We start from the raw sequence: 24464 nt of genomic DNA on the forward strand, positions 1-24464 counted from the left end.
CTCAGCTTTCGGGCGGCGCGCCCCCCTCAGTGGTGCGGCGCGCGACGAAGTCTTGCAACGCCGCCACCCTGTCGGAATCGTGCGCCGGTGGCTGGAAGTTATCCAGGATCCCGCGCCAGATGCCAGTGGCGCGGTGATTGGCATCGACCGCCCCGCGTTCGGTCCATGCGCCGAAGTTCGACCAATCTCCGACCAGCGGCTCATAAAACTGGGTCTGGTAACGTGCCATCGTATGCGCGGCACCAAAGAAATGGCCCATCGGCGGTACCTCGCGCAGGGCGTCAAGCGCGATATCGGCGTCGGTTGCGGGTGTTCCAGTGCAGAGCTCGGCCACCATTTGCAGGACCTCCAGATCGGTGATGATCTTTTCGTAGGACACGGTCAGCCCGCCTTCGAGCCAGCCGGCTGAATGGATGGTGACCGTCGCGCCCGCCAGAAGACAGCCCCAGAGCGCGAATTGCGTCTCGTTTGCGGCCTGCGCGTCATTGATGTTGGCCGCACTTCCGCCCGCGCAGCGCCAGGGCAGGCCGATCCTGCGGGCCAGTTGCCCCGCCACCAGAGACGCCGTGAAATGTTCCGGCGTGCCAAAGGCAGGTGCGCCCGACTTCATGTCCACGTTACTCGTGAAGGTGCCATAACAGACCGGCGCGCCCGGTCTTGCCAATTGGCTGAGTGTGATGGCGGCGAGCGCCTCGGCATGGCTCAGCGTCATCGCACCGGCCACGGTCACCGGCGCCATTGCGCCCATCAGGGTAAATGGCGTGATGATCGCCAATTGGCCGTGGCGGGCAAAGTCGATTACCCCCTGCGCCATCGGCATATCGATGGTGCGCGGAGAATTGGTGTTGATGATCGTGTAGCACCAGCTTTGCCCGGTGAATTCACCATCCGACAGGCCGCGAAAGTCGCGGATCATCTCGAACCCGTCCATCACCTGCGGCGTTCCGCGCGCATAGACGAAGGGCACCTTGTCGGACTGGGTCAATTCGACTTCGGTCATTGCATAATGGCGCAGGTGCATCGGCACGTCCTGCGCCTCGACCAGCGGCGGCACCATGTGCAGGACGTCGAAGCTCTGGGTGATCTGCACCAGTTCCCGGAAATCCGCGATGGTGCCGGGACGGCGACCGCGAGTTAGGTCGGTTGCATGCGGGCAGCCGGCACCGGGCTGAAACATCATCCGGCCCAGTTCCATCGTCAGGTCACGCTCGGGCACCGCGCCTTTCAGGGCAAAGGAGCGCGGCGCGCTGGCCAGCGCGGCGCCGACCATGTCGCGACCGATGTAAACCATCTCGCCGTCGATGCGCGCGCCGCCCTGCCGGTAGAGATCGCGCGCATCCGGGTGCAGCACCTTGATGCCGAGATCGTCGAGAACTGTCAGCGCGGCCTCGTGCAGTGCCTCGATCCGGTCTTCGGAAAAGGCCGCCACCGGCGGGAACGGGTTGCGCAGGTTGCGGTAATCGACCTTGCGGGCGGACGCCGGCGCATCGGCCCGTGTCCGCCTGCCCCGACGGCCCGCGCTCATGCGCGCATGGCCTTTCCTTCAGGATCATAGGGCGAAGGCGCGATGATCGTCGCCGGCCGTTCGACGCCGACCACATATACGCTGACCTGCGTGCCCGGCTGTGCCTTTTCGCGGTCCACCAGCGCCATCGCCAGCGACTTGCCCGTGTAGTGACCGTAGGCACCCGAGGTAACGAAGCCGATCTGCGCCCCGTCCGCCCAGATCGGCTCATAACCCGAGGCATCCGCATCGAGCGCGTCGACCTCCAGCGTCACCTGCACCCGCGCGGGGCCGTTGCCGTCACGTTCAGCAAGCGCCGCGTCGCGGCCGATGAAATCGCCCTTGTCCCAGGCGATCCAGCGGTCCATCGCGGTCATGCCTGGCGTGCGGTCCTGAGTAAATTCCGCCGACCAGATGCCAAAGCTCTTTTCGATCCGGGTCGAGAGCATGGCGTTGAAACCGACCTCGCGGATGCCTTCGCCTGCCCCCGCCTCCAGCAGCATCCGGCGCAGCGCGATGTGATCGCCATAGCGGCAGTTGATCTCGTACCCCATCTCGCCGGTCACCGACATCCGGGCCACGCGGGCGCGCACGAGACCGATATCGAAATCACCGCAGCCCATGAATTTCAGGCCCGAGATATCCTGTTCGGCCAGTTGTTCGATCACCGCGCGGGATTTCGGGCCAACAAGACCGAAACCGCAGATCTCTTCGCCCAGATCACGGACCGAGACACCGTCATCGAGATGGTCGTTGAACCAGCGCATGTGCCAGGCCCGCAGATAGTAGGAGCCCATGATCCACCATGTCCCGTCGCCCCAGTTGAGCAATGTCAGGTCACCTTTCAACCGACCGGTTTCGCTGAGCATCACGGCAAGGCGCGCGCGGCCCGGAGCGGGCAGTTTGGTGGCGAATAGCTTGTCCAGCCAAGCTTGCGCCTTGGGGCCCGAGACTTCGAACCGGGAGAAGCCGGAAATGTCCAACAGGCCCACGCCCTCGCGGATCACACGGCATTCCTCGGCCACGATCGGATGCGCGTTCGAGCGTTTCAGGGTCAGGTTCTCGACGAACGACTCGGAAGGCGCGAAGTAAAGCGGGACTTCCAGATCCCAGCTGACGCCCCACCGGCAGCCCGCCGCCGTCATCGCATCATGCGCCGGGGCCATCTTGAGCGGGCGGCCCGCCGGAAGCTGCTCGTTCGGGTAAGACATCACGAAACGGCGCGAATAGAACTGGCCGGTAGTTTCGCGGATATAGCGCTTGTTCTGAGCGTAATCGCCATAGCGCGCCACGTCCATCGACCAGGCATCGGCCTCGGGCTCGCCATGGATCATCCATTCGGCCAGCGTCTTGCCGACGCCGCCGCCCTGAAGGAACCCGGCCATGACTGCGCAGGCCGACCAGTAGCCGCGCTTGCCCGGCACCGGACCGACCAGCGGGTTGCCGTCGGGCGAAAAGGTAAAGGCGCCGTTGACCCAGGTCTTGATGCCGACGTTCTGGATCGAGGGGTAGCGGGCGAAGCCCAGCGTCAGTTCGTTCTCGATCCGGTCGAGCTGTTCCTGGAACAGCTCCTCGCCATAATTCCACGGTGCGCCATCCATCGCCCAGTGTTCGTGATCGACCTCGTAGATGCCGACCAGAACGCCCTTCTGATCCTGCCGCATGTAGGTGAAGCCTTCGAGATCGACGGTCATCGGCATTTCGAAATCCGCCGCCGCCACCTCGGGCACCGTGTCGGTGATCAGATAGTGGTGCTTCAGCGGCGACACCGGCAATTCGACACCCGCCATGCGGCCCACCTGCTTGGCCCAGAGTCCGGCGGCATTGACCACGTGTTCGCAGGTGATGGTGCCCTTGTCAGTGACCACCTGCCAGCCATCGGCGGTCTGGATCAGGCGTTCGACCTTGGTTTCCTCGTAATATTCCGCACCACGTTTGCGGGCGGCGGTGGCATAGGCCTGCACCGTGCCGGTGGTGTCGATATAGCCCTCGCGGTCGGCCCACATTGCGCCCAGAACGCCGTCGGTCGACATGATCGGACAGCGCCGCTGCGCTTCTTGCGGGGTCAGAAGCTCGCAGTCGTCGATGCCGATCGACTGGAAGATGCGATAGTTGGCCTGCAACCATTCCCAGCGTTCGGGCGTGCCCGCCAGTGTCAGGCCGCCGGTCATGTGCAGCCCGATGTTCTGGCTCGATTCCTTTTCAATCTCGGACAGCAGGTCGATGGTATAGGCCTGCAAGGCCGCCATGTTGGGATCGGCGTTCAGCGCATGGATCCCGCCCGCCGCATGCCACGAGGAACCGGACGCCAGCCGCCGCCGTTCCAGCATGACGACATCGGTCCAGCCAAACTTGGCCAGATGATAGAGAACAGAGGAGCCGACCACGCCGCCCCCGATGACCACAACGCGATAATGAGACTTCATTCCTGCCTCCCCTGATAGTTTGGGGGCAGGCTAGAATGAAGCGGCGCGCTCTGTCTAGACATTTATGTACAGTGCTGCACAAGCCTCTCCGAACGCACCCGGAATGGTGTGAATCGCCGGATTTCGGGGCGAAATCGGCGCTGGAGTCGCGCCACATGCTTGTACCTTCCACATCGCGTGTCCGGATCTGGCAAGCCATGTATCGGCCTGATTTTGAGACATTCCCGTTTGCGTGTATCATGACGGTGGCGTTCCATATCAGAAGCATGAAAAGAGGTTGTTATGTTTCGCGACCGGATCGACGCCGGACAGCAATTGCTGCGCGCCCTGCCGCCGCTTGACCCGGCGGAGACGGTCATCATCGCCCTGCCCCGTGGTGGTGTTCCGGTTGCCGAGGTGATCGCAAAGGGAGTCGGCGCTCCACTTGATGTCGTCTTGGTGCGCAAGGTCGGGTTGCCTGGACAACGGGAACTGGCCTTGGCCGCCGTCACCAACGGAGACACGCCCGCGCTTACGGTCAACGAGGATGTCGCCCGGTTCGCGGGCCTTGAAACCGACAGGATCTGGGATCTGGCCAAACCGGAACTGGAAACGATCAGCCGGCGTCGAGAACAGTATCTGGGCGGAAGGGGGCAAGAACCGGTCAAGGGCAAGACCGTGGTCGTCGTTGACGATGGCATCGCCACCGGCGCTACGATGCGCGCCTCGCTGAAACATCTGCGCGGCAGGGAGGTGGCGCGTTTGATCGTGGCGGTTCCGGTCGCGCCCGGTGAGACCGTGGCAGCCCTTCAAGGCGAGGCCGACGAGATCATTTGCCTGGAAACACCCCGCCATTTCCATGCGGTTGGCCTGCATTATCAGGTTTTCGACCAGGTCGACGATGAGGAGGTGATCGCGGCATTGGCGCGTGCGGCAGGGCACACGTCAGGTTGAACCTGCCTCCGGGTCACGCCTGCGCGGAAGGCCGCGCCTTGATGCCCTCGTACCACGCCCAGGTGGCGGCATTTGCTTCGGGCACACGCATCTTCACGACCCTGGCGAAATCGACGAAGACAAAGGTCGAGATATCGGCGAGCGTGAAATGATCGCAGGCGATGTACAGGCTGGCCTGCAAGCGTTCTTCGAGCAGGTCGAAGAACCGTCCGATCCGGTCAAGCCCGCGCTGCGCCAGTTCCGGAATCTGGGCATAGTTCGCCGGGCCGGGAATGGCACGGTCCTTGAAGGCCGGGTGGGCATTGCGCAGCGCCTCGGCCACGGGCATCCCGCCCTGCTGTTCGGCGATGGCGTTCCACATCATCACCAGCCCCTTTTCATCTGCCGTTCGCCCCATCAGCGGCGGTTCGGGAAACCGCGCCTCGAGATAGGCGGCGATGCCGAGATTCTCGGTCAGGACCGTACCCTCGTCCGTCACCAGAACGGGAATCGTCGCGCGCGGGTTGACGGCCTTGAACTCGGGCAAGAGCTGTTCGCCCCTGGCGATCGAGATATCGCGGGTTTCGATCGTCAGTCCCTTTTCGACGATGAACATGCGCGTACGGCGCGGGTTCGGCGCGGTGGAGCAATCATAGAACAGCATCCGGGCGTCTCCTTCTGGCTTGCCGCAGGATAGACATCCAGTTGCGCCCGCGCATAGGGATACGCGACTGTGACCCTGCGGCAGATGGCCCTCGTATTATCCGCGCCGGTAGATGAAGCACCGCCCCTCGACCGCGCCCGGCGGCAGCGGAAGCTCCTCGAGCCCATCAAAATACATCCGGTCGCTCGACACCATCAGCCCGCCCGGTGCCAGGTGCGGCTCGACAAGGGGCGAGATCATGCGCGCGAAGCGATCGTTCTTTTCCCGGTTGTGTCCACCGAGATCGGCATGGATCAGGCTGGCGATCGGGCCTACGCTTTCCAGCCTGGCCGGAAGGGTTTCGCGGATATCACCGAGAATCAGCTGTTCGTCAGGAGGCGTGGAATCGGGGTGCGAGGCCACCGCACGTTCGAAGACATAGATGTCGCGGCCCGATACATGCTGCAAAAGGTGATGATAGGTGCGCCCGTTTCCGAGACCCAGTTCGTAAACGGGGCCGGTCATGTCCGCGGTCAGGGCGATGGCGTGGTCAAGGCAGGCCCGCTGTGACACCATACGGTCGATGAAAAGGTCGAGGCGGCTCTGCTCCGGCTTGTTCACGATTGAATTCTCCGCTCGTCATGCTCCGGCACCGACCGGACCTGTCCCTCATGCCAAATTACGAAACCGATTGGTAGCGGCGGATGCACGCTTCTTTCCATTTTCGTGAGGCCGGACCTGAAATTGAGGTTTGACGAAACGCCACCGCTCGCGCGACAGTGTCGCTATAAAAAAGAAGAAAGTCGGGGGTATTCGAAAGTTCATGTCGTCTTTTGACCAGTCGGGTGGGAAACCTGAATGACCCCTTTGCTGTCTGTCGAGAACCTCAGCATCGGCTTTGGCCGTGAAGAGTCGGCCGTTCGGGGCGTCAGTTTCGAGGTTATGCCGAGCGAGACCTTGGCGCTGGTCGGGGAATCCGGATCCGGCAAGACGGTCACCTGTCGCGCGGTCTTGCGCATTCTTCCCAAGGTGGCCCAGATTCGCACCGGGCGCATCACCCTGAATGGCAAGGATGGGCCGACCACCCTCTCGGAATTGGGCGAAAGGCAGATGCGCCGCATTCGTGGCGACCGCATCTCGATGATCTTTCAGGAGCCGATGCGCTCGCTTTCACCGCTGCACAAGATCGGCAATCAGGTCAGCGAGGTATTGTGGCTGCATCGCGGCGCCAGCGAGAAGCAGGCGCGCAAGACGGTGCTTGAGCAATTCGACCGCGTGGGCTTTCCCGATCCCGAACGCGCCTATAACTCCTACCCGTTCGAGTTGTCGGGCGGCATGCGGCAACGGGCGATGATCGCGATGGCCATGGTGGCAAAGCCGGATCTGCTGATCGCCGACGAACCGACGACGGCGCTGGACGTGACCACCCAGGCCCAGGTTCTGGGCCTGATCAAGGAGCTTCAGCGCGAAACCGGCATGGCGCTTATCCTCGTCACTCACGATCTGGGCGTGGTGGCGAACATGGCCGAAAAGGTCGTTGTCATGCACAAGGGACGGGTCATGGAGAGCGGCACCGCCGCCGACGTCCTGAGAGGGCCCGCCCACCCTTATACGCAGCAGCTTTTCGACGCGGCCCCGGCCATTCCCGAGGCACAGGTCGTCGGCCTGCCCCCCCCGCAGGACGATCTGATCCTCGAGATGAACGACGTGTCCAAGACTTACACGATGCGCTCGGGCCGTGGCTGGAAGGCCGAGAAGCTGATCCACGCCTGCCGTGGTGTCAATTTCAAGCTGCCGCGCGGCAGGACGCTGGCCATCGTCGGAGAGAGCGGTTCGGGCAAGACGACCGCGGCGCGGATCGCCCTTGGTGCCGAACCGCCGGACCCGGGCGGCGAGGTGTTGTTTCGCACCAGCGCCGGGGCCGACCCGCTCACGGTTCACAAGATGGACCGCACCCGGCGCACCGCGTTTCAGCGTCAGGCGCAGATGGTGTTCCAGGACCCGTTCAGCTCGCTCAGCCCGCGCATGCGCATCCAGGATGCCATGACGGAACCGCTGGAGATCCATCGCATCGGCACGCGGGCAGAACAGCGTGACCGGGCGGCCGAAATGCTCACCCGTGTCGGGCTCGACGCCGACATGCTCAAACGCTATCCGCATGCCTTTTCGGGGGGGCAGCGTCAACGTCTGTCCATCGCCCGGGCCATGATGCTCGACCCGTCGATGATCGTCTGCGACGAGCCGACCTCGGCGCTGGATGTCTCGGTGCAGGACCAGATCCTTACACTGCTCGAAGAATTGCAGGAAAACCTCAAGCTTTCCTATCTGTTCATCAGCCACGATCTGGCGGTGGTTGCGCGCATCGCCGACGAGGTCGCGGTGATGCGGCAAGGGCTGGTGGTCGAACAGGCGCCGCCCGAAACCCTGTTTCACAATCCTCAGCACCCCTACACAAAGGCGCTGATCGCAGCCCAGCCGGAACCCGATATAGACCGCCCCATCAATCTGAAACTGGTTGCGCTGGGCGCAGGTTCTCCGGACACCTGGGCCGAGGCCTTCCGTTTTACCGACTCCGTGATACCTTCGCTGGTGGAAATGGAGCCAGGACACAAGGTACGTTGCCATGTTTGAAATGCCCCGCAGATCCTTTTCGCTTGCCCTGACGCTTGTTCTGGCCGGGCTTCTGCCCGCGCGGGCAGACACTCTCCCGCCTCTTCAGGAAAGCATTTTCTGGGAACCGGAGGTGCAAGCCGGCGACCTGCCCCCGATTGACCAGCGCATCCCGCAGGAGCCCCTGATCATCGATCTCGAAGCCAAGGGCCGCGCGTACGGAACCCAGGGCGGGGTCCTGCGCACGATGATCACCCGGTCCAAGGATGTCCGCCAGATGGTGGTCTACGGGTACGCCCGGCTGATCGGTTACAACGAGAAATACGAGCTTGTCCCGGACATCCTGCGCGCCTACGAGAACGAAGAGAACCGCAAGTTCACCCTGCATCTGCGCCAGGGGCACAAATGGTCCAACGGTGACCCGTTCACGTCGGCCGATTTCGAGTACTGGTGGAAAGATGTGGCCAACAACGCGCAACTCAGCCCGGCCGGGCCGCCCGATTTCCTGCTGGTCAACGGCAAGCCGCCAACCGTCAGTTTCCCGGACGAGACCACGGTCGTCTACGAGTGGGAAGATCAGAACCCGAGCTTCCTGCAATCGCTGGCACAGGCCAGCCCTCCGTTCATCTTCCGTCCGGCAGCGTTTCTGAAACAATATCACGAGAACTATGCCGATCCGGCAAAGCTGGCGGCCGAAGTCGAGGAACACAGGGTCAAGAGCTGGGCCGCCCTGCACAACAAGCTGGACAACATGTACCAGTTCGACAACGCCCAGTTGCCGACCCTGCAGCCCTGGATCAATGCCAGCGAAGGCAAGAAGATCCGCCACAACTTCGTGCGCAACCCCTATTATCACCGTATCGACGCCAAGGGCGTGCAACTGCCCTATATCGACATTGTCGAGATGGAGATCGTTGCACCGGGTCTTGTCGCGGCCAAGTCGAATGCCGGCGAAGTCGACCTTCAGGGGCGCGGGCTCGATTTCCGGGACGCCTCGATCCTGAAAAAAGGCGAGGCGACGGGAAATTATGAAACCTATCTTTGGCAGACCGGCGTTGCCTCTCAGATCGCGATCTATCCAAACCTTAACTACGAAGACGACGCATGGCGCGCCATACTGCGCGATGTGCGCTTTCGCAGGGCCCTGTCCCTTGGCATCGACCGGGCTTCGATAAACCAGGCGCTGTTCTTCAAACTGGCACAGCCGGGTGCGATGACCGTTCTTCCCGCCTCGCCCTTCTACAAGGAGGAGTACCGCAACGCATGGGCCGACCATGACCCGGCGCAGGCAAACGCGTTGCTCGACGAGATGGGGCTGGACAAGCGCGACCGCAACGGCATTCGTCTGCTGCCCGACGGCCGCCCGATGGAACTGGTGATCGAAACCGCGGGCGAACGGCAGGAGGTCGAGAATGCTCTGCAGATCGTGACCGACACCTGGCGCGAGATCGGCGTCAAGCTGATCATGCGCCCGCTGGACCGCGACATCCTGCGCAACCGGGTGTTCGCGGGCACCACCATGGCATCGGTCTGGTTCGGCTGGGACAACGGCATTCCACAGATCTATACATCGCCCGCCTATCTTGCGCCCACGGATCAGGTGTTTCTGGCCTGGCCGAAATGGGGCCAGTATTACCAGACGGCAGGCCAGGTGGGCGAACCGCCCGACTTGCCCCCGGCCCAACGATTGATGGAGTTGCTGGCCATGTGGGAAACGGCGACCACTGACGAACAGCGCGTGACCGCCTGGACCGAGATGCTGGAGATCCATGCCAGCGAGATCTACGGGATCGGGATCCTTGCCGAGGCGCCGCAGCCCATCGTGGTGTCGAACCGGATGCGAAACGTGCCCAAGAAAGGCATGTGGGCCTGGGATCCCGGCGCGCATTTCGGCGTTCACCGGATGGACGAATTCTTTATCGCGGATTGACGGAACCAGCTTTATGGAAATCCTGCGATACGCGATTTACCGGTTCGGGACCATGCTGCTGACGCTGTTGGTGGTGTCCGTTCTGGTATTTGCCATCATCAACCTGCCGCCCGGCGACTATCTGTCGAACCAGATCAACGAACTGAAGGCATCGGGGCAGTCCGCCGGGGTGGCCAAAGCGGAATTCCTGCGCAAGGAATATGCGCTCGACCGGGCGCTGTGGGAACAATACATGATCTGGATGGGCTTCATGCCCGGCCCGCACGGGTTTTCCGGCATGATCCAGGGCAATTTCGGCTGGTCCTTCGAATTCGACCGGCCGGTGTCCGAGATCGTCGGCGACAGCCTGTGGCTGACGGTGCTGGTCAACATGGCCGCGGTTGTCTTCGTCTATGCCACAGCCTTGCCGCTGGGGGTGATCGCCGCCGCCAAGGCGCGGACCTGGGCCGACTATACATCGGCCTTCATCGGGTATCTGGGGCTTGCGACACCGAACTTCCTGCTGGCGCTGATCCTGTATTACTACGGACGCAAATACCTCGATATTCCCATCGGCGGGCTGATGGACCCGGCATTCGAAGGCCAGCCGATGAGCTGGGCCAAGATTCAGTCGGTGCTGGTGCACCTGATCGTGCCGACCATCGTGATCGGCACCGCGGGCGCCTCGGCGATGATGCAGCGGCTCAGGGCCAACATGCTGGACGAACTGGGCAAGCCCTATGTCGAGACGGCGATCGCCAAGGGCATGGCCCCGAGCCGGATGCTGGCCAAATATCCCCTGCGGGTTGCGTTCAACCCCTTTGTGGCCGATATCGGCAACCTGCTGCCGTCGATGGTCTCGGGTTCGGTTCTGGTGTCGGTGGTGATGGGGTTGCAGACCATCGGCCCGACCCTGCTGACCGCGCTCAAGACGCAGGACCTGTTCCTGTCGGGTTTCGTGCTGATGTTCGTGGCCCTGCTGACCCTGATCGGCACCATGATTTCCGATATCCTGCTGGTCATGCTTGACCCGCGCATTCGATACGAGGGGCGCGATTCATGACACGTCTTCCCGACGGACGCTATGTCGACGATGCGCCGTATGACCCTCAACTCTCCATCCAGCAACTGGAACGGCGCGACCTTGATGCGCCCAACTGGCTGCTTGCCTGGCGCAAGTTCCGTACCCACAAGCTGGGCCTGATCTCGGGCATCTTCCTCCTGATCAGCTACCTGCTGTTGCCATTCATGGGGTTCATCGCACCCTACTCGCCGAACTTCCGGAACGCGGATCACCTGTACGCCCCTCCCCAGGCGGTGCGCTGGGTGCATGAGGGCGAATTCATCGGCCCCTTCATCTATCCGATCACCGCCGAGGCGGACCTGGAGACATTCCAGTGGAAATTCGTGCCGGACGAGAGCGATCCACGGCGCATCCCTTTCTTTTGCGAGGGTGACAGCTACAAGCTGTTCGGCCTGATCGAAAGCGATACGCACCTGTTCTGCGCGCCCGAAGGCGCGACGCTGTTCCTGTGGGGGTCCGACCGGCTGGGGCGCGACGTGTTCAGCCGTATCCTGTACGGCGCGCAACTGTCGTTGACGGTGGGGTTGATCGGCATCTCGGTATCTTTCTTCCTGGGTATCCTGTTCGGCTCGATCGCGGGCTATCTGGGAGGCAAGACCGACTGGCTGATCAACCGCATGATCGAAATCCTACGCTCCTTGCCGGAATTGCCGCTGTGGCTGGCACTGTCGGCGGCGGTGCCGTCCAACTGGTCTCCGGTCGCGGTCTTCTTCATCATCTCGTTGATCCTGGGCATCCTCGACTGGCCAGGCCTGGCGCGATCGGTCCGGGCCAAGTTCCTTGCCCTGCGCGAAGAGGAATACGTGCGGGCTGCCGAGATGATGGGGGCAAGCTCGGGCCGCGTGATCCGGCGGCACCTTCTGCCCAACTTCATGTCGCATCTGATCGCCAGCGCCACGCTTTCAATCCCGGCAATGATCCTTGGCGAAACCGCGCTCAGCTTTCTGGGTCTGGGCCTGCGCGCCCCCGCGGTCAGTTGGGGGGTCATGCTCAACGATGCGCAGAACCTGGCCAGTATCGAATTGTATCCCTGGACCGCGATCCCGATGCTGCCCATCGTCGTCGTGGTGCTGGCATTCAATTTCCTCGGCGACGGCCTGCGCGACAGTCTCGACCCCTACAGTTGAACGGCACAGGAACGGCTGTTCCGGGACCAAGATTTTTCGTCGAAAAATCTTTGGCGCGCCAGGATCAGCGGTCGTTTTCCATCATGTCGTCCAGCGCATCCTCGTCGATGGCAGCCTGAACCGCCCCGGCAACGGCCTCTTTCTGCGCAGGCGTCAGGTTCTGGGCCTGTTCGTCCGCCAGCCGCACCGTGACTTCACGATGGGCGAATTTCACGCCTTCGCGCGCGAACAGGCGACGGATTTCCTCGTAGACCTTCTTGCGCACCAGCCACTGGTCGCCCGGTTTGGTCATGAACTTGACGCGGATGATCATCGCCGAATCCTGCATCTCGATCACGCCTTGCGACTTGAGCGGCTGGATGAAATTCTCGCCGATCACCGGGTCCTTCAGCAGTTCCTGCCCCAGATTCTTGATCAGCTTGCGCACCTTTTCCACGTCAGTGTCATAGGTCACCCGCAAGGGCAGTTTCATGATCACCCAGTCGCGTGAGAAATTGGTCAGCACCTTGATCTCGCCAAAGGGAATGGTGTGCAGCGCCCCCAGGTGGTGGCGCAACTGGAACGAACGGAGCGAGATCTTCTCGACCGTTCCCTTCACATCACCGATGTCGATATATTCGCCCTTGCGGAAGGCATCGTCGATCAGGAAGAACGCCCCCGAGAAGATGTCGCGCACCAGGGTTTGCGAACCAAAGCCCACGGCGAGGCCGACGACACCCGCGCCGGCAAAGAGCGGGCTGACGTTGATGCCGACCTCCATCAGCGCGATGAGCGCGATGGAGACCACCACCACGGCCAGGATCGCGCCGCGAAAGAGCGGCAGCAGTGTCGCCAGGCGGCTGGCGCTTGACGCGCCGCCTTCGTCCCCGAGTTCCCCCTCGGGAATGTCGACATTTTCCTCGGCGATCTTGCTGTCGATCCAGATGCGGAAGAAATGAAAGACGATATAGCCTAGGAAGATGATGACCATAACGTCCAGCGCCCGGTCCATAGGCAGGTCACCGGTCCAGTCCATGTCCGGGTTCCAGATCAGAACCAGTGCATAGATGCCAACCAGGAACGCCAGGATACCGGCCACCCGGCGTGCAAGATCTTCGTAGGTGGCAAGCGCATGCTGGCGACGCATGGGCATGTCTTCGGGCGCCACTTCGGCTGCTTCGGCCTGCGACAGGGCGTCGTTCATTTCCTGAACCCGCCTGGTTCGGTCAAAATATCGTTCGAGCAGGTAGTTCATCGCGCCATAGGCGACGACGACGGACATGAATATCCCGTAAGTACCCGCCATCAGCGGGATCGGGACCGGGTGTTCCAGAACCAGATCGAAGGCAAGCCGGAGCCAGCTGTAGGCGACATAGAAGATCACCACCGGAGCCCAACCGACCGAAACCACCCGCAACAGCCACGAGACCTGCTCCTTGCTGCGCCCGCCGCGTATGGCGTTGGAAATTGCCCGGCCATTGAACATGACCATCAACAGGTTGCCCAGCGCGCCGACGGCAGTAAGCGTTCCGTAGACCATGGCATAGACGTTGTAGTTCAGCCCGAAGTCCGCGACCCAGGTGGAAAACATCACCGTCGAGATATCGTAGGCGGCCAGTATCGCCGCCCAGAGATAAAGGCGCTTCGCGTCGCGATCCGAAAACGGCGGCAAACGGTACTGGCTGAGATAGGGCGAAAGCACCATACGCCACAGATCCGATGCTGTCCGGATCAGGAAGAACGCGGTGAAGATGGCAGTGGTGGTGAACTGAATGGAAAGGTCGTCCGCCCGGCCGAAAATCAGGTAGCCGATGACAAAGGCAAAGACCATAGCGAACAGCGTCCCGCCGACCCCCATGGCGAAACGGTAGACGAGAAAGGGCATCTTCTCGCGATAGCCCTGCGGTGCGGCCTTGATGCGCGAGACCACGTATTTGCGCGCGATCCGCTTTCCGTAGATCTCGACCGACAACCAACGGCCGATCAGCAGAAGCACAAGATTGACGCCCAGAACCTCGGCATAGGTCATGATACGGCCGTCGGGGCTGGTTTGGCGCAGGATGTACTGAACTTCGAAGACCGAATTGGGCATCGCGGCGAGACGCGATTCAAGTGCTTCCACGAAGTCGGAAACCCGCGCCTGCGCCTTCATCAATTGCGAACCGTCGCCCATGGGGTTGGCCTGGGCAGCGCCGTCTTCGGCGTTCTGCGCCACGCTTGCAGTACCGGCCACTTGCCCCGCGCTGTCGATCACGATGATCGAGGCGCCGGCCTCGGTCGCCGATCGGATCGCTTCGGCCAGCGCGGTGTCGGAAGAGGAGGAATTGTCCTTTGACGACGCATACAGCGACACTTGTGCGGATGCGGGTGACGCAAGACCGGCAAAGGCGCAGAACAACAGCAGGCACAGGCGGTAGATCAGGGTATTCATCGGGCAGGTTCCGGTCTTGGCATTGCCCGAAAGACTTACATAAGTGCCCCAAGCGTACAAACAGCAACTTGTCGGCACGCCGATTTCCATCTTCGGCCCTTCATAGCGGGTTATCCGCTTCAGATTCGTGTTTTCAAGACAGTTTGATTTTACTAGTACGGTGCTGCCTGCGGTCCGAGGGAAACCAGAGGGCAGCGGCAACCGGAAGCGCCCGGCCGCCGTAGGGAACATATTGAACAAGACCGGGTAGTCACGCATGGCGCGCCAGATCACACAAGACCGGATTGCCGTGCTCGGGCTGGGTTATGTGGGCCTGCCGCTCGCGCTGGGGCTGGCGCGCTCGGGGTATGCAACCCTGGGCTTTGACACGGATGCCGCCCATGTGGCGGCGTTGCAGCGGGGGCATGACCGCAACGGCGAAGTGTCCGAGGCCTCGCTTGCCGCAACAACAGCGCGTTTTTCCTGCGATGCGACCGATCTGGCCGCGTGCACAGCCTATATCATCGGCGTGCCGACACCGATCACCGATGCCAAGACGCCCGATCTCGAACCCTTGCGCGGCGCCTGCCGGATGATCGCCCCGCACCTGGCCCCCGGCGACCTGGTAATCGTCGAAAGCACGGTCTATCCCGGCGTCACCGAAGAGATCTGTGGCCCGGTCCTGGCGGAGGCCAGCGGGCTGGAGCTCTATACCCAGATCAAGCTGGGATATTCGCCGGAAAGGGTGAACCCCGGCGATGCCGAACATTCGATGGAAAACGTCGTCAAGATCATATCGGCGCAGGATGACGAGACGCTGGACCGGGTCGAGGCGATCTATGCGCCGGTGGTCAAGGCCGGAGTGCATCGCGCCAGTTCGATCCGCACCGCCGAGGCCGCCAAGGTGATCGAAAATACCCAGCGCGACCTCAATATCGCGCTGGTAAACGAGTTCTCGCTGATCTTCTCGCGCCTCGGCCTCGATACACTGGAGGTGCTGGAGGCGGCAGGGACCAAGTGGAACTTCCTGCCCTTCAAACCCGGCCTTGTGGGGGGGCATTGCATTGGGGTGGATCCTTATTACCTGACATACAGGGCGGAACAGGCCGGATATCACCCCGAGGTGATCCTTGCGGGGCGACGCATCAATGACAACATGGGCCGGCATGTGGCGCAGCAATTGATCAAGGCGCTGATCTCACGCCGTATCGACCCTGGTCAGGCGCGCGTTCTGGTGCTTGGCTTTACCTTCAAGGAGAATTGCGCCGATATCCGCAATACGCGGGTGGCCGACATCGTGTCAGAACTTGCGGAATACTCGGTTTCGACAGAAGTATTTGACCCATGGGCCGATGCGGTTACTGTGCGCAAGGAATACGGGGTGAACCCCGTATCCGCCCCCGAAAAAGGTGTGTACGACGCCATTATCGTGGCCGTGGCGCATAGGGAGTTTCGGGAAATGGGTGCCGCGACCATTCGTTCCTTTGGCCGTACAGGTGCGGTTTTGTACGATATCAAAGGCGTCTTTCCCAAATCCGACGCTGATCTGAGGCTGTAGGCGATAGCAATGCAGGGCGACAGCAGGACACATCAGACCGTTCGTGCACCGCGGGTGATGCTCTACAGCCACGATACATTCGGGCTGGGGCATTTGCGCCGCTGCCGGGCTCTGGCAGCGGCCATTACCCAGGCCGACTCTTCGGCCTCGGCGCTGATCCTGACCGGATCGCCAGTGGCCGGTCGCTTCACCTTTCCGCGCCGTGTCGACCACGTACGCCTGCCCGGCGTGACCAAGCGCGCCGATGGCTCCTATGTCTCGCAGACCATGGGCATGGGGATTGACGAGGTGACCAACCTGCGCAGCGACCTGATCTGCAGCGCTGCCAAGCGATATGACCCCGACATCCTGATCGTCGACAAGGAACCGACCGGATTTCGCGGCGAATTGCGCCCCACCCTGGAAATGCTGCTCTCCAAGGGGCGGGCAAGTCTTGTTCTGGGCCTGCGCGACGTACTTGACGAACCCGAAGTCCTGGCCGCCGAATGGGCACGCAAGGACGCGGTGACGGCGACGGAACGGTTCTACCACGAAATCTGGGTCTATGGCCTGCGCTCGGTCTACGACCCGACTGCGGGGCTGCCGCTAAGCGACGCGGTACACGCCCGGATGCACTGGACCGGCTATCTGCGACGCGATCTTGGACCCTTGGGCGCTCCGCCGCCACAGCCCTATGTCCTGATCACGCCAGGCGGCGGCGGCGATGGCGAGGCGATGGTCAACCTCGTCCTGTCTGCCTATGAACAGGACCCCGAACTGTCCCCACGCGCGGTTCTGGTCTATGGCCCGTTCCTGTCCGGCGAGACCCGCGCCGAATTCGAACGGCGTGTTGCGGCGCTGAATGGCCGTGTGACGGCGGTCGGCTTCGAAAGCCAGATCGAGACGCTGTTCGCTGGCGCCGAAGGGGTTGTCTGCATGGGGGGCTACAACACGTTTTGCGAGGTCCTGTCCTTTGACAAGCGGGCGGTCATCGTACCGCGCACCATGCCACGGCTGGAACAATGGATACGCGCCAGCCGGGCCGAGGAACTGGGTCTCGTTCGCATGCTGGACGAAAGCCGCGACGGTCTGACCGCCGGCTCGATGATCCGCGCAATCCGCAACCTGCCCAACCAGCCGCTGCCCAGCCAGGCGATCGGGGATGGGCTGCTTGACGGGCTGGACTATGTGACACGCCGGGTCGAGGCCCTGCTGCGCGGGGCCAAGGACCAAGCCGCGGAATGACCGCCGAAAGCCCGAAACTGGCGGTGCTGGTCAAGGGTTGGCCACGCCTTTCCGAAACCTTCATCGCGCAGGAACTTGTGGCGCTGGAAGAGGCCGGGCAGAACTTCGAAATCTGGTCTCTGCGCCACCCGACCGATACCAAGCGCCACCCTCTGCACGAGCAGTTGCGCGCGCATGTACGCTATCTGCCCGAGTACCTCTACCAGGAGCCCGAGCGGGTCTGGCGCGGGCGCGCCGCCGCGCAGGCCCTACCCGGATATGAGGAAGCCTATCGCGTGTGGCGGGCCGATCTTGCACGGGACCGGACACCAAACCGTATCCGCCGGTTCGGACAAGCCTGTGTTCTGGCCGCCGAACTGCCGGCCTCGACATGCGCGCTCTATGCGCATTTCCTCCACACCCCGTCGTCGGTCGCCCGCTACGCCGCGATCATGCGCGGCCTGCCCTGGAGCTTCTCGGCCCATGCCAAGGATATCTGGACATCGCCCGACTGGGAAAAGGCGGAAAAGCTGAGCGGCGCAACCCACGGCGCAGCGTTCGGGGCCACGTGCACGGCGGTCGGGGCCGAACACCTGCGCGCGTTGGCCGACGATCCGGGCCGGATCGATCTGGTCTATCACGGTCTCGACCTGTCGCGATTTCCGGCCCCACCCGACAGGACCGGACGGGCGGATGTAGAACCGTTCAAACTTTTGTCGGTTGGCAGACTGGTGGAAAAGAAAGGCTTCGACCGGCTGATCGCCGCCTTGGCCCTTTTGCCCGCCGGGCTGGACTGGCACTGGGTCCATATAGGAGGCGGCAGGGATCGGGCAAAGCTGGCGGCGCAGGCAGAGGGTGCAGGCATCGCGCACCGCATCACCTGGCGCGGCGCCTGCGACCAGCCCGAGGTGATCGAAGCGATGCGCGCCGCCGACCTGTTCGTGCTGCCCAGCCGCATTGCCTCCGACGGGGACCGCGACGGGCTGCCCAACGTGCTTATGGAGGCCGCCTCGCAACTGCTGCCGGTCCTGACCACACCGGTTTCGGCCATACCCGAATTCATCACCGACGGGGTGCATGGCACCCTGGCATCAGACACGCCCGAAGCGCTGGCCATGGCGATCACCGAAATTGCCGCCGACCCCGGCAGGGCCGCTCGAATGGCCGAGGCCGCCCGGGCCAGGCTGTTGGCCGATTTCACCATGCCACCGGGAATTGCTCGGCTGTCCCGGCGATTGTCCGCGCTGTGCAGCGAGGGCTGAAATGGCCCGCATCGCCTTCTATGCTCCGATGAAATCTCCGCTGAGCCCCGTGCCCTCTGGCGACAGGGAGATGGCGCGAAACCTGATGCGCATGATCGGCGCGCAGGGCGATACGGTCGAACTTGTGTCGGAATTCAGAAGCCATGACAAGGGCGGGAACGTCGAGGTCCAGACCCGCCTGCGCGCCGAGGCCGAGGCCGAGATCGCCCGCCTGTGCCATGCCTTGCCCGAAGATTGTGCCCTTTGGGTGACCTATCACAATTACTACAAGGCGCCGGACCTGATCGGCCCGGCGGTCTGCGCCGCGCGGGGCCTGCCCTATGTGCAGATCGAGAGCACCCGCGCCACCAGCCGCCTGACCGGCCCCTGGGCGGGATTCGCGCAGGCGGCACATGACGCCTGCGATGTGGCACAGGTCATCTTCTACCTGACAGCCAACGACCTGATCACGCTGGACCGCGAGCGTTTCGGCGCGCAGAAACTGGTCGAACTGCCGCCGTTCCTGCCGCTGGACCAATTGCCGCCCGAAGGTTCGCGGGACGGGCCGATCCTGACGGTGGGCATGATGCGGCAGGGCGACAAGATGGCCTCCTACGGGCTGATCGCCCAGACTCTTCAGTATCTGGACGGCGACTGGAACCTGGAGATTGCCGGGGATGGTCCCGCGCGCCCCGAGATCGAGAGGCTGATGGCGCCGTTCGGATCGCGCGTGCGGTTCCTGGGCCAGCTTGACAGGGCGGCGCTGCAATCGGCCTATGACCGGGCATCGGTCTTTTTCTGGCCGGGGGTCAACGAGGCGTTCGGCATGGTGTATCTGGAGGCGCAGGCCGCCGGCCTGCCGGTGGTCGCGCAGGACAGGCCCGGCGTGCGCGACGTGCTGTTGCCCGGCCCCGCCTATCCGGCACCGGAAGCTGGCGCCGGGGCGCTTGCCGCAGTGTTGAACCAGCTGCGCCGGGACCCGTTGCTGCGCAAGCGGATCGGAGCACTGGCCCGCCGACGTATTTCCGAGCGCCACCTCATCGACATTGCGACCGGTATTTTCTGGCAGGCCGCTGGCCCCTTGATGGAGACCCGTGCATGACCCGACTCGCCTTGCTCCGCCATGGCCACACGGAATGGAACCGCGCCGGCCGCATCCAGGGGCGCAGCGATATTCCGCTGGACGATCAGGCACGGCTGGACCTGTCGGGCCTGGATCTGCCTGCCCCCTGGAACAGGGCGACGCTGTGGTCGAGCCCCCTGCTCCGCGCTGCCGAGACGGCGAGGCTGGTCGCGGGCCGCGAGCCGCAATGCAGCGATGCCCTGATCGAGATGGATTGGGGCGATTGGGAAGGATTGCGCGGCCGTGACCTGCTGGACATACCCGACAGCGGGTTCCGGCATATCGAGGATTGGGGCTGGGACTATCGCCCGCCAGGAGGAGAAAGCCCTGCCGAGCTCTGGTCACGTCTCGCGCCCTGGCTGGCCGGCCTTAAAGGCGACAACCTTGCCGTCTGCCATATCGGTATCATGCGCGTGATCCTGGCCCGCGCTTCGGGGTGGGATTTTGCCGGCCCCGCTCCTTTCCGGGTCAAGCGCAACCGTTTGTTCATTGTCGAGTTTTCGCCCTTGCGCCATGTTGACGATCCGGTGCGCCTGTTGATGCGGGAGGACCGCACGTGAGGGTGATGATCGTGGTGACGCATCTTCTGGGCACCGGACATCTGAGCCGCGCGCTGACCCTAGGCCGCGCCTTTGCCGCGGCCGGACATGTCGTGCGGGTCGTCTCGGGCGGGATGCCGGCGGGGCAGCTGAACGCAGGCGGCGTCGAGTTCGTGCAACTGCCGCCACTGCGATCGGACGGCGTAGACTTTTCCCGCCTTCTGACAACGACAGGAGCCGTGGCCGACGAGGGATTTCTTTCGGACAGGACGGCGGCACTGATCGATGCATTTTCCGATTTCGCGCCTGACGTGCTGATGACCGAACTTTTCCCGTTCGGTCGCCGCAGCCTCAGGGCGGAGTTTCTGGCCTTGCTGGAGGCGGGTCGGGCATCTTCGCCTCGGCCCCTCGTCCTCTGCTCGATCCGCGATATTCTGGCGCCGCCGTCGAAACCGGCCAAGGTCGATGAAACCGATCGGATCATCGGAATGTATTACGACGCGGTCCTTGTGCATTCTGATCCCGTGGCAACCCCGCTGGAGGTCAGTTGGCCGGTCAGCCCCGAACTGGCGGGAAAATTGCGCTATACCGGCTATGTTGCCCCACCCCCGGCGGTGGCCGGCACAGCCGGCGCCGGGGCCGGCGAAATCCTCGTCAGCGCAGGCGGCGGCGCAGTAGGCCAACCCATCTTTCACGCGGCCATCGAGACCGCGCGAAAGATGACCGGCAGGCGCTGGCGCCTGCTGGTCGGCGGCGCTGATGCGTCAGCGCGTGTCACCGAGTTGCAGAGCCTCGCCCACGGTGCGCCGATCATCGTGGAAAATGCCCGCCCCGACTTTCGCGCAATGCTGCAAAATGCAGCCGCCTCTGTGAGCATGTGTGGCTATAACACCGCCCTGGACCTGATGCAGGCCGGCACCCCGGCAGTGCTGATCCCGTTTGACGACGGAAAGGAAGTCGAGCAGGGTTTGCGCGCCCGTGCCCTTGCGCCGCTGCCGGGTTTCGCTGTCATCGAGAGTTCGAAACTGACCGCAGAAACCCTGTCGCAGGCCTTGATCAGCGTCATGGACGCGCCCGCCCGCGATACCACTGCATTGCGGTTCGACGGCGCCGCGGAAACCGTGCGGCTGGTCGAAAGGATGGCAGCGGACCGATGAAACCGGACTGGAAGCCGCTCGACGAAGAACTGGCCCGATGGCACGATAACGGGCTTCGGCTGCGCTTGTGGTGGCGCGACGACGATGCGATCTCGGTAACGCCGGCGCTGAACAGACTGGCTGCACTGGCGACGCGCCTGGGCCTGCCCGTGCATCTGGCGGTGATCCCGGCACTGGTGCGGCCGGACCTGGCCGACTGGGCCGCTTCCCATCCACAGATCGTTCCGGTCGTGCATGGATGGGCACACGAGAACCATGCCCCTGCCAGCGAGAAGAAGGCGGAGTTCCGCCTGCACCGGCCTGTGGAAGACATCGAGGCCGATGCGCGCGCAGGGCTTGCCAGGATGAGCGAGGTTTTCGGCCCGGCCGTGCGTCCGATGTTCGTCCCCCCCTGGAACCGCATAGCGCCGGAGGTCGTGCAGACCTTGCCCGCGCTGGGATACCGTGTGCTGTCGACGGCGACCCCACGCAAGACACCCCTTGCCGCTCCGGGCCTGGAACAGGTGAATACGCATCTCGACCCGATCGACTGGCGTGGCAGCCGCAGCGCCATAGACCCGCAACGCCTGATCAGGCAGATCACGGGGCAATTGGCAGACCGCCGCCAGGGCGATGCCGACAATGACGAACCCTATGGCATCCTGACCCATCACCTGGTCCATGACGAGGCGATCTGGACCGTTGTCGAAGCCCTGATGGAGCGCCTGACATCCGCGCCGTATCATCCCTGGACCGTCGAAAGGAAGGAAGACCGCCAATGAGCAGACTGGATTCGATGCTGCGCCGCCTGACCGCACAGCGGGACGGGTTGAACTGGGCCGCCGAGCAGATCGCCGATTTGCCGGGTGACGTTCTGGACCTTGGCCTGGGCAATGGACGGACCTACGACCACCTGCGCGAGATCCTGCCGGGACGGCGCATCTGGGTGATGGACCGGGTTCTGCAATGCCACCCGTCCTGCACCCCTCCCGAGGCGGATTTCCTGATGGGCGAAGCCGAGCCGATGCTCAGGAAACTGGCTGCGCTCGGCGCACCCATCGTTCTTGCGCATTACGATTTCGGCATGGGGATCAAAGCCGACGATGTCGCAGAGGCTGCCCGACTAAGCCCGCTTCTGGCCCGGGTCATCGTGCCGGGAGGTTTGATCATTTCCGGCCAACCCCTTGAAGGTTTCACGCCGATCAAGGGACCTGAAAGCATTCCCGCGGAACGTTACCTGTTCTACCGCGCCTGATGGGGCTGGTTGTCGTTCGATACAAGCAGATGACCAATTCGCAGCGGTTGCGATCAGAGACGTGCGGCCGGCGCAAGATGTCGTCTCTCCGATCAAGAAATCGCAATGGCGAGCCAACGCAGCGCGAGAGTCTTCAGCATCTTGCCACTGACGTGCAGGACAAGGGCTGCGGCTGCGACCCAAGGGCAGGCATGGATTTCACAAGGAAGATGGCAGGGGCAGCAGGGTTCGAACCCGCGACCTACGGTTTTGGAGACCGTCGCTCTACCAGCTGAGCTATACCCCTATCGTGGCGATGGAGATATGTCAGGCGGACGGCGGACTCAAGACCCTTTTTCGCGAGGGCGGAGCAAAAAAGATCGGGACAAAGCCGTTGCACGGCCTGTCCGGTCCGGTATGACGGTCGTGATCGGAAACAAGGGTGCCGGGATGAGCCTTCGCAAGAAACTTGCCGACAGCGAAACCGTGCTGAACTGGGCCGCGCGGCGGATCGCCTCCTATATCCGCATGGTTCACCGCAATACCCGGTGGCAGCGGATCGGCTATGAGGAGCTGGACCGGCTCGCGGCGGCGGGTGAACCGGTGATCGTGGTTTTGTGGCATCAGCGTCTGGCACAATCACCCTATTTCTTTCCGCTGGACAAGGGACGGATCTGCTCCATCACATCGGCGGCACGTGCCGGCAGCATGGTCGGCCGGGTGCAGAAGCTGTTCGGAATGGACACGATCGCGATGTCGAGCCACAAGCGCCATGTGGCGTTGTCGCGCGAGGTGCTGGGGCTGATGAAGCAGGGGATCTCGATCGGCATCGCGGCGGACGGACCGCGCGGGCCCGAGCGGGTGTCTTCGACGGTGCCGCTGGTGTGGGCGCGAACCTCGGGAAAACGGGTGTTCGGGATCACCTATTCGGTCCGGCATGGGCGCGAACTGGGCAGTTGGGACCGGTTGCTGCTGCCACGCCCCTGGCGCAACGAAGGCGTTTTCCTGTGCCGAGAATGGACCGATCAGGTGCCGCGCAAGGCGTCTGACGAAGAATTCGAGAGGCTGCGCCAGAGCCTTGAGAGGCACATGAACGAGATCACGGCCGAAGCGGACAGGATGGTCGGGCGAACGCCCTGGTCGGCCTCGACCTGACCCGAAGCAAGACCTGGTTTCGGATCAGGAACGTCAAGATGTAGCCGACCCCGGTGGAACAGTTCCTGACGAGACAGTTCAATGCAGCCTGTTCACGCGGCGCTGCATCCTTGCGCACTGGGCGATTGACCCGCAGATAGCCTGAAAGATCCTGGAGAGGTGTTTCGTGTTGAGAAGCGGCATTCGACTCACTCCTGTTGAACTGGAACTGACCACATCCTGACCTTACGCACGCAATTCGCTTGTGACCTGAATCACGGTCTCCGCAAGTTTTCGCCGCGGGATGCGGGTCCGAGATTTTTCGGCGAAAAATCTCCGGGTGCGTGGTCCCGGCGGGTGAGAAAAAGGCCGCCCCGGTGGGGCGGCCTTCGCTTTGGTGTGTCACCGTGTTGCTTCCGGCAGATTTTCCTGTGGAAAATCGCCTGCCGCAACCAGGCGCGGCAAGCGCGCCTTATTCGATGATTTTGGAAACCACGCCGGCGCCGACGGTGCGGCCGCCTTCGCGGATGGCGAAGCGCAGGCCGTCTTCCATCGCGATCGGCGCGATCAGCTCGACGGTGAAGCCCACGTTGTCGCCCGGCATCACCATCTCGGTGCCTTCGGCCAGCGTCACGGTCCCGGTCACGTCGGTGGTCCGGAAGTAGAACTGCGGACGGTAGTTCGCGAAGAAC

Annotated in this window: 20 protein-coding genes and 1 tRNA gene; 14 read left to right on the forward strand and 7 right to left on the reverse strand. The window is 63.1% G+C overall.

Translation table 11 applies throughout. The annotated features are described in order from the left end of the window. Position 1: 1 nt before the first annotated feature. Both BLT75_RS20145 and BLT75_RS20150 read right to left on the reverse strand, forming a co-directional pair. Positions 2-1525, reverse strand: coding sequence for a trimethylamine methyltransferase family protein (locus BLT75_RS20145; RefSeq protein ID WP_093036294.1), 1524 nt, complete (start codon positions 1523-1525; stop codon positions 2-4). Beyond that, positions 1522-3930: a GcvT family protein gene (locus BLT75_RS20150; RefSeq protein ID WP_093036297.1), complete on the reverse strand. Its 2409-nt coding sequence runs from the start codon at positions 3928-3930 to the stop codon at positions 1522-1524. The genes BLT75_RS20145 and BLT75_RS20150 overlap by 4 nt, the downstream gene beginning before the upstream one ends. A gap of 282 nt (positions 3931-4212) precedes the next feature. Between BLT75_RS20150 and BLT75_RS20155 the strand changes: the two genes are divergently transcribed. Continuing rightward, on the forward strand, positions 4213-4863 hold the full coding sequence (locus BLT75_RS20155; protein WP_093036300.1) for a phosphoribosyltransferase: 651 nt from the start codon (positions 4213-4215) through the stop codon (positions 4861-4863). A 13-nt stretch (positions 4864-4876) separates the two neighbouring features. On the opposite strand, the gene BLT75_RS20160 is transcribed toward BLT75_RS20155, so the two are convergent. Further along, entirely contained in the window at positions 4877-5506 is a 630-nt protein-coding gene (locus tag BLT75_RS20160) for a glutathione S-transferase (RefSeq protein ID WP_093036303.1), read from the reverse strand. A 96-nt stretch (positions 5507-5602) separates the two neighbouring features. Beyond that, positions 5603-6106 carry a class I SAM-dependent methyltransferase gene (locus BLT75_RS20165; protein WP_093036306.1) on the reverse strand — a complete coding sequence of 168 codons (504 nt, stop codon included), beginning with the start codon at positions 6104-6106 and terminating at the stop codon, positions 5603-5605. A 237-nt stretch (positions 6107-6343) separates the two neighbouring features. Here BLT75_RS20165 and BLT75_RS20170 point away from each other — a divergent pair, with 237 nt between their 5' ends. From BLT75_RS20170 to BLT75_RS20185, 4 genes are read left to right on the forward strand one after another with little or no spacing between them, the layout of a single operon-like run. After that, on the forward strand, positions 6344-8116 hold the full coding sequence (locus tag BLT75_RS20170; RefSeq protein ID WP_093036309.1) for an ABC transporter ATP-binding protein: 1773 nt from the start codon (positions 6344-6346) through the stop codon (positions 8114-8116). After that, on the forward strand, positions 8109-10025 hold the full coding sequence (locus tag BLT75_RS20175; RefSeq protein WP_093036312.1) for an ABC transporter substrate-binding protein: 1917 nt from the start codon (positions 8109-8111) through the stop codon (positions 10023-10025). The genes BLT75_RS20170 and BLT75_RS20175 overlap by 8 nt, the downstream gene beginning before the upstream one ends. A 13-nt stretch (positions 10026-10038) precedes the next feature. Further along, entirely contained in the window at positions 10039-11067 is a 1029-nt protein-coding gene (locus BLT75_RS20180; protein WP_093036315.1) for an ABC transporter permease, read from the forward strand. Beyond that, positions 11064-12215, forward strand: a complete 1152-nt coding sequence (locus tag BLT75_RS20185) for an ABC transporter permease (RefSeq protein WP_093036318.1) — start codon at positions 11064-11066, stop codon at positions 12213-12215. The genes BLT75_RS20180 and BLT75_RS20185 overlap by 4 nt, the downstream gene beginning before the upstream one ends. Before the next feature lie 64 nt (positions 12216-12279). On the opposite strand, the gene BLT75_RS20190 is transcribed toward BLT75_RS20185, so the two are convergent. Further along, entirely contained in the window at positions 12280-14625 is a 2346-nt protein-coding gene (locus tag BLT75_RS20190; protein WP_093036321.1) for a mechanosensitive ion channel family protein, read from the reverse strand. Between the two features lie 256 nt (positions 14626-14881). Between BLT75_RS20190 and BLT75_RS20195 the strand changes: the two genes are divergently transcribed. From BLT75_RS20195 to BLT75_RS20230, 8 genes are read left to right on the forward strand one after another with little or no spacing between them, the layout of a single operon-like run. Next, positions 14882-16162, forward strand: a complete 1281-nt coding sequence (locus tag BLT75_RS20195) for a nucleotide sugar dehydrogenase (RefSeq protein WP_093036323.1) — start codon at positions 14882-14884, stop codon at positions 16160-16162. A gap of 9 nt (positions 16163-16171) precedes the next feature. Next, on the forward strand, positions 16172-17386 hold the full coding sequence (locus BLT75_RS20200) for a glycosyltransferase family protein (protein ID WP_093036327.1): 1215 nt from the start codon (positions 16172-16174) through the stop codon (positions 17384-17386). Further along, entirely contained in the window at positions 17383-18627 is a 1245-nt protein-coding gene (locus BLT75_RS20205) for a glycosyltransferase family 4 protein (protein ID WP_093036330.1), read from the forward strand. Before BLT75_RS20200 ends, BLT75_RS20205 begins: the two co-directional genes overlap by 4 nt. A gap of 1 nt (position 18628) precedes the next feature. Then, on the forward strand, positions 18629-19708 hold the full coding sequence (locus BLT75_RS20210; RefSeq protein ID WP_093036332.1) for a glycosyltransferase family 4 protein: 1080 nt from the start codon (positions 18629-18631) through the stop codon (positions 19706-19708). Then, positions 19705-20289 carry a histidine phosphatase family protein gene (locus BLT75_RS20215; RefSeq protein ID WP_093036335.1) on the forward strand — a complete coding sequence of 195 codons (585 nt, stop codon included), beginning with the start codon at positions 19705-19707 and terminating at the stop codon, positions 20287-20289. Before BLT75_RS20210 ends, BLT75_RS20215 begins: the two co-directional genes overlap by 4 nt. After that, positions 20286-21425 carry a glycosyltransferase family protein gene (locus BLT75_RS20220; protein ID WP_093036338.1) on the forward strand — a complete coding sequence of 380 codons (1140 nt, stop codon included), beginning with the start codon at positions 20286-20288 and terminating at the stop codon, positions 21423-21425. The genes BLT75_RS20215 and BLT75_RS20220 overlap by 4 nt, the downstream gene beginning before the upstream one ends. Beyond that, positions 21422-22186: a polysaccharide deacetylase family protein gene (locus BLT75_RS20225; RefSeq protein WP_093036341.1), complete on the forward strand. Its 765-nt coding sequence runs from the start codon at positions 21422-21424 to the stop codon at positions 22184-22186. The genes BLT75_RS20220 and BLT75_RS20225 overlap by 4 nt, the downstream gene beginning before the upstream one ends. Further along, entirely contained in the window at positions 22183-22659 is a 477-nt protein-coding gene (locus BLT75_RS20230) for a class I SAM-dependent methyltransferase (protein ID WP_093036345.1), read from the forward strand. The genes BLT75_RS20225 and BLT75_RS20230 overlap by 4 nt, the downstream gene beginning before the upstream one ends. A gap of 210 nt (positions 22660-22869) precedes the next feature. Here BLT75_RS20230 and BLT75_RS20235 read toward each other — a convergent pair. After that, positions 22870-22945: transfer RNA gene (locus BLT75_RS20235), tRNA-Trp, on the reverse strand. 143 nt (positions 22946-23088) lie between these two features. On the opposite strand from BLT75_RS20235, the gene BLT75_RS20240 reads away from it, so the two are divergent. Further along, positions 23089-23793: a lysophospholipid acyltransferase family protein gene (locus BLT75_RS20240; protein WP_176828149.1), complete on the forward strand. Its 705-nt coding sequence runs from the start codon at positions 23089-23091 to the stop codon at positions 23791-23793. 451 nt (positions 23794-24244) lie between these two features. On the opposite strand, the gene BLT75_RS20245 is transcribed toward BLT75_RS20240, so the two are convergent. Further along, a partial coding sequence (locus BLT75_RS20245) for an EF-Tu C-terminal domain-related protein (RefSeq protein WP_483880118.1) occupies positions 24245-24464 on the reverse strand: 220 nt, incomplete at its 5' end.

Source organism: Ruegeria marina (assembly GCF_900101475.1).
In the GTDB taxonomy this organism is placed as follows: Bacteria; Pseudomonadota; Alphaproteobacteria; order Rhodobacterales; family Rhodobacteraceae; genus Ruegeria_B; species Ruegeria_B marina.

Excerpts from the sequence above, each read along its gene's own strand:
- BLT75_RS20145 (WP_093036294.1), bottom strand. The coding sequence starts at position 1,525 with ATGAGCGCGGGCCGTCGGGGCAGGCGGACACGGGCCGATGCGCCGGCG.
- BLT75_RS20150 (WP_093036297.1), bottom strand. The coding sequence starts at position 3,930 with ATGAAGTCTCATTATCGCGTTGTGGTCATCGGGGGCGGCGTGGTCGGC.
- BLT75_RS20155 (WP_093036300.1), top strand. The coding sequence starts at position 4,213 with ATGTTTCGCGACCGGATCGACGCCGGACAGCAATTGCTGCGCGCCCTG.
- BLT75_RS20160 (WP_093036303.1), bottom strand. The coding sequence starts at position 5,506 with ATGCTGTTCTATGATTGCTCCACCGCGCCGAACCCGCGCCGTACGCGC.
- BLT75_RS20170 (WP_093036309.1), top strand. The coding sequence starts at position 6,344 with ATGACCCCTTTGCTGTCTGTCGAGAACCTCAGCATCGGCTTTGGCCGT.
- BLT75_RS20175 (WP_093036312.1), top strand. The coding sequence starts at position 8,109 with ATGTTTGAAATGCCCCGCAGATCCTTTTCGCTTGCCCTGACGCTTGTT.
- BLT75_RS20180 (WP_093036315.1), top strand. The coding sequence starts at position 10,039 with ATGGAAATCCTGCGATACGCGATTTACCGGTTCGGGACCATGCTGCTG.
- BLT75_RS20185 (WP_093036318.1), top strand. The coding sequence starts at position 11,064 with ATGACACGTCTTCCCGACGGACGCTATGTCGACGATGCGCCGTATGAC.
- BLT75_RS20190 (WP_093036321.1), bottom strand. The coding sequence starts at position 14,625 with ATGAATACCCTGATCTACCGCCTGTGCCTGCTGTTGTTCTGCGCCTTT.
- BLT75_RS20195 (WP_093036323.1), top strand. The coding sequence starts at position 14,882 with ATGGCGCGCCAGATCACACAAGACCGGATTGCCGTGCTCGGGCTGGGT.
- BLT75_RS20200 (WP_093036327.1), top strand. The coding sequence starts at position 16,172 with ATGCAGGGCGACAGCAGGACACATCAGACCGTTCGTGCACCGCGGGTG.
- BLT75_RS20205 (WP_093036330.1), top strand. The coding sequence starts at position 17,383 with ATGACCGCCGAAAGCCCGAAACTGGCGGTGCTGGTCAAGGGTTGGCCA.
- BLT75_RS20210 (WP_093036332.1), top strand. The coding sequence starts at position 18,629 with ATGGCCCGCATCGCCTTCTATGCTCCGATGAAATCTCCGCTGAGCCCC.
- BLT75_RS20215 (WP_093036335.1), top strand. The coding sequence starts at position 19,705 with ATGACCCGACTCGCCTTGCTCCGCCATGGCCACACGGAATGGAACCGC.
- BLT75_RS20225 (WP_093036341.1), top strand. The coding sequence starts at position 21,422 with ATGAAACCGGACTGGAAGCCGCTCGACGAAGAACTGGCCCGATGGCAC.
- BLT75_RS20230 (WP_093036345.1), top strand. The coding sequence starts at position 22,183 with ATGAGCAGACTGGATTCGATGCTGCGCCGCCTGACCGCACAGCGGGAC.
- BLT75_RS20240 (WP_176828149.1), top strand. The coding sequence starts at position 23,089 with ATGAGCCTTCGCAAGAAACTTGCCGACAGCGAAACCGTGCTGAACTGG.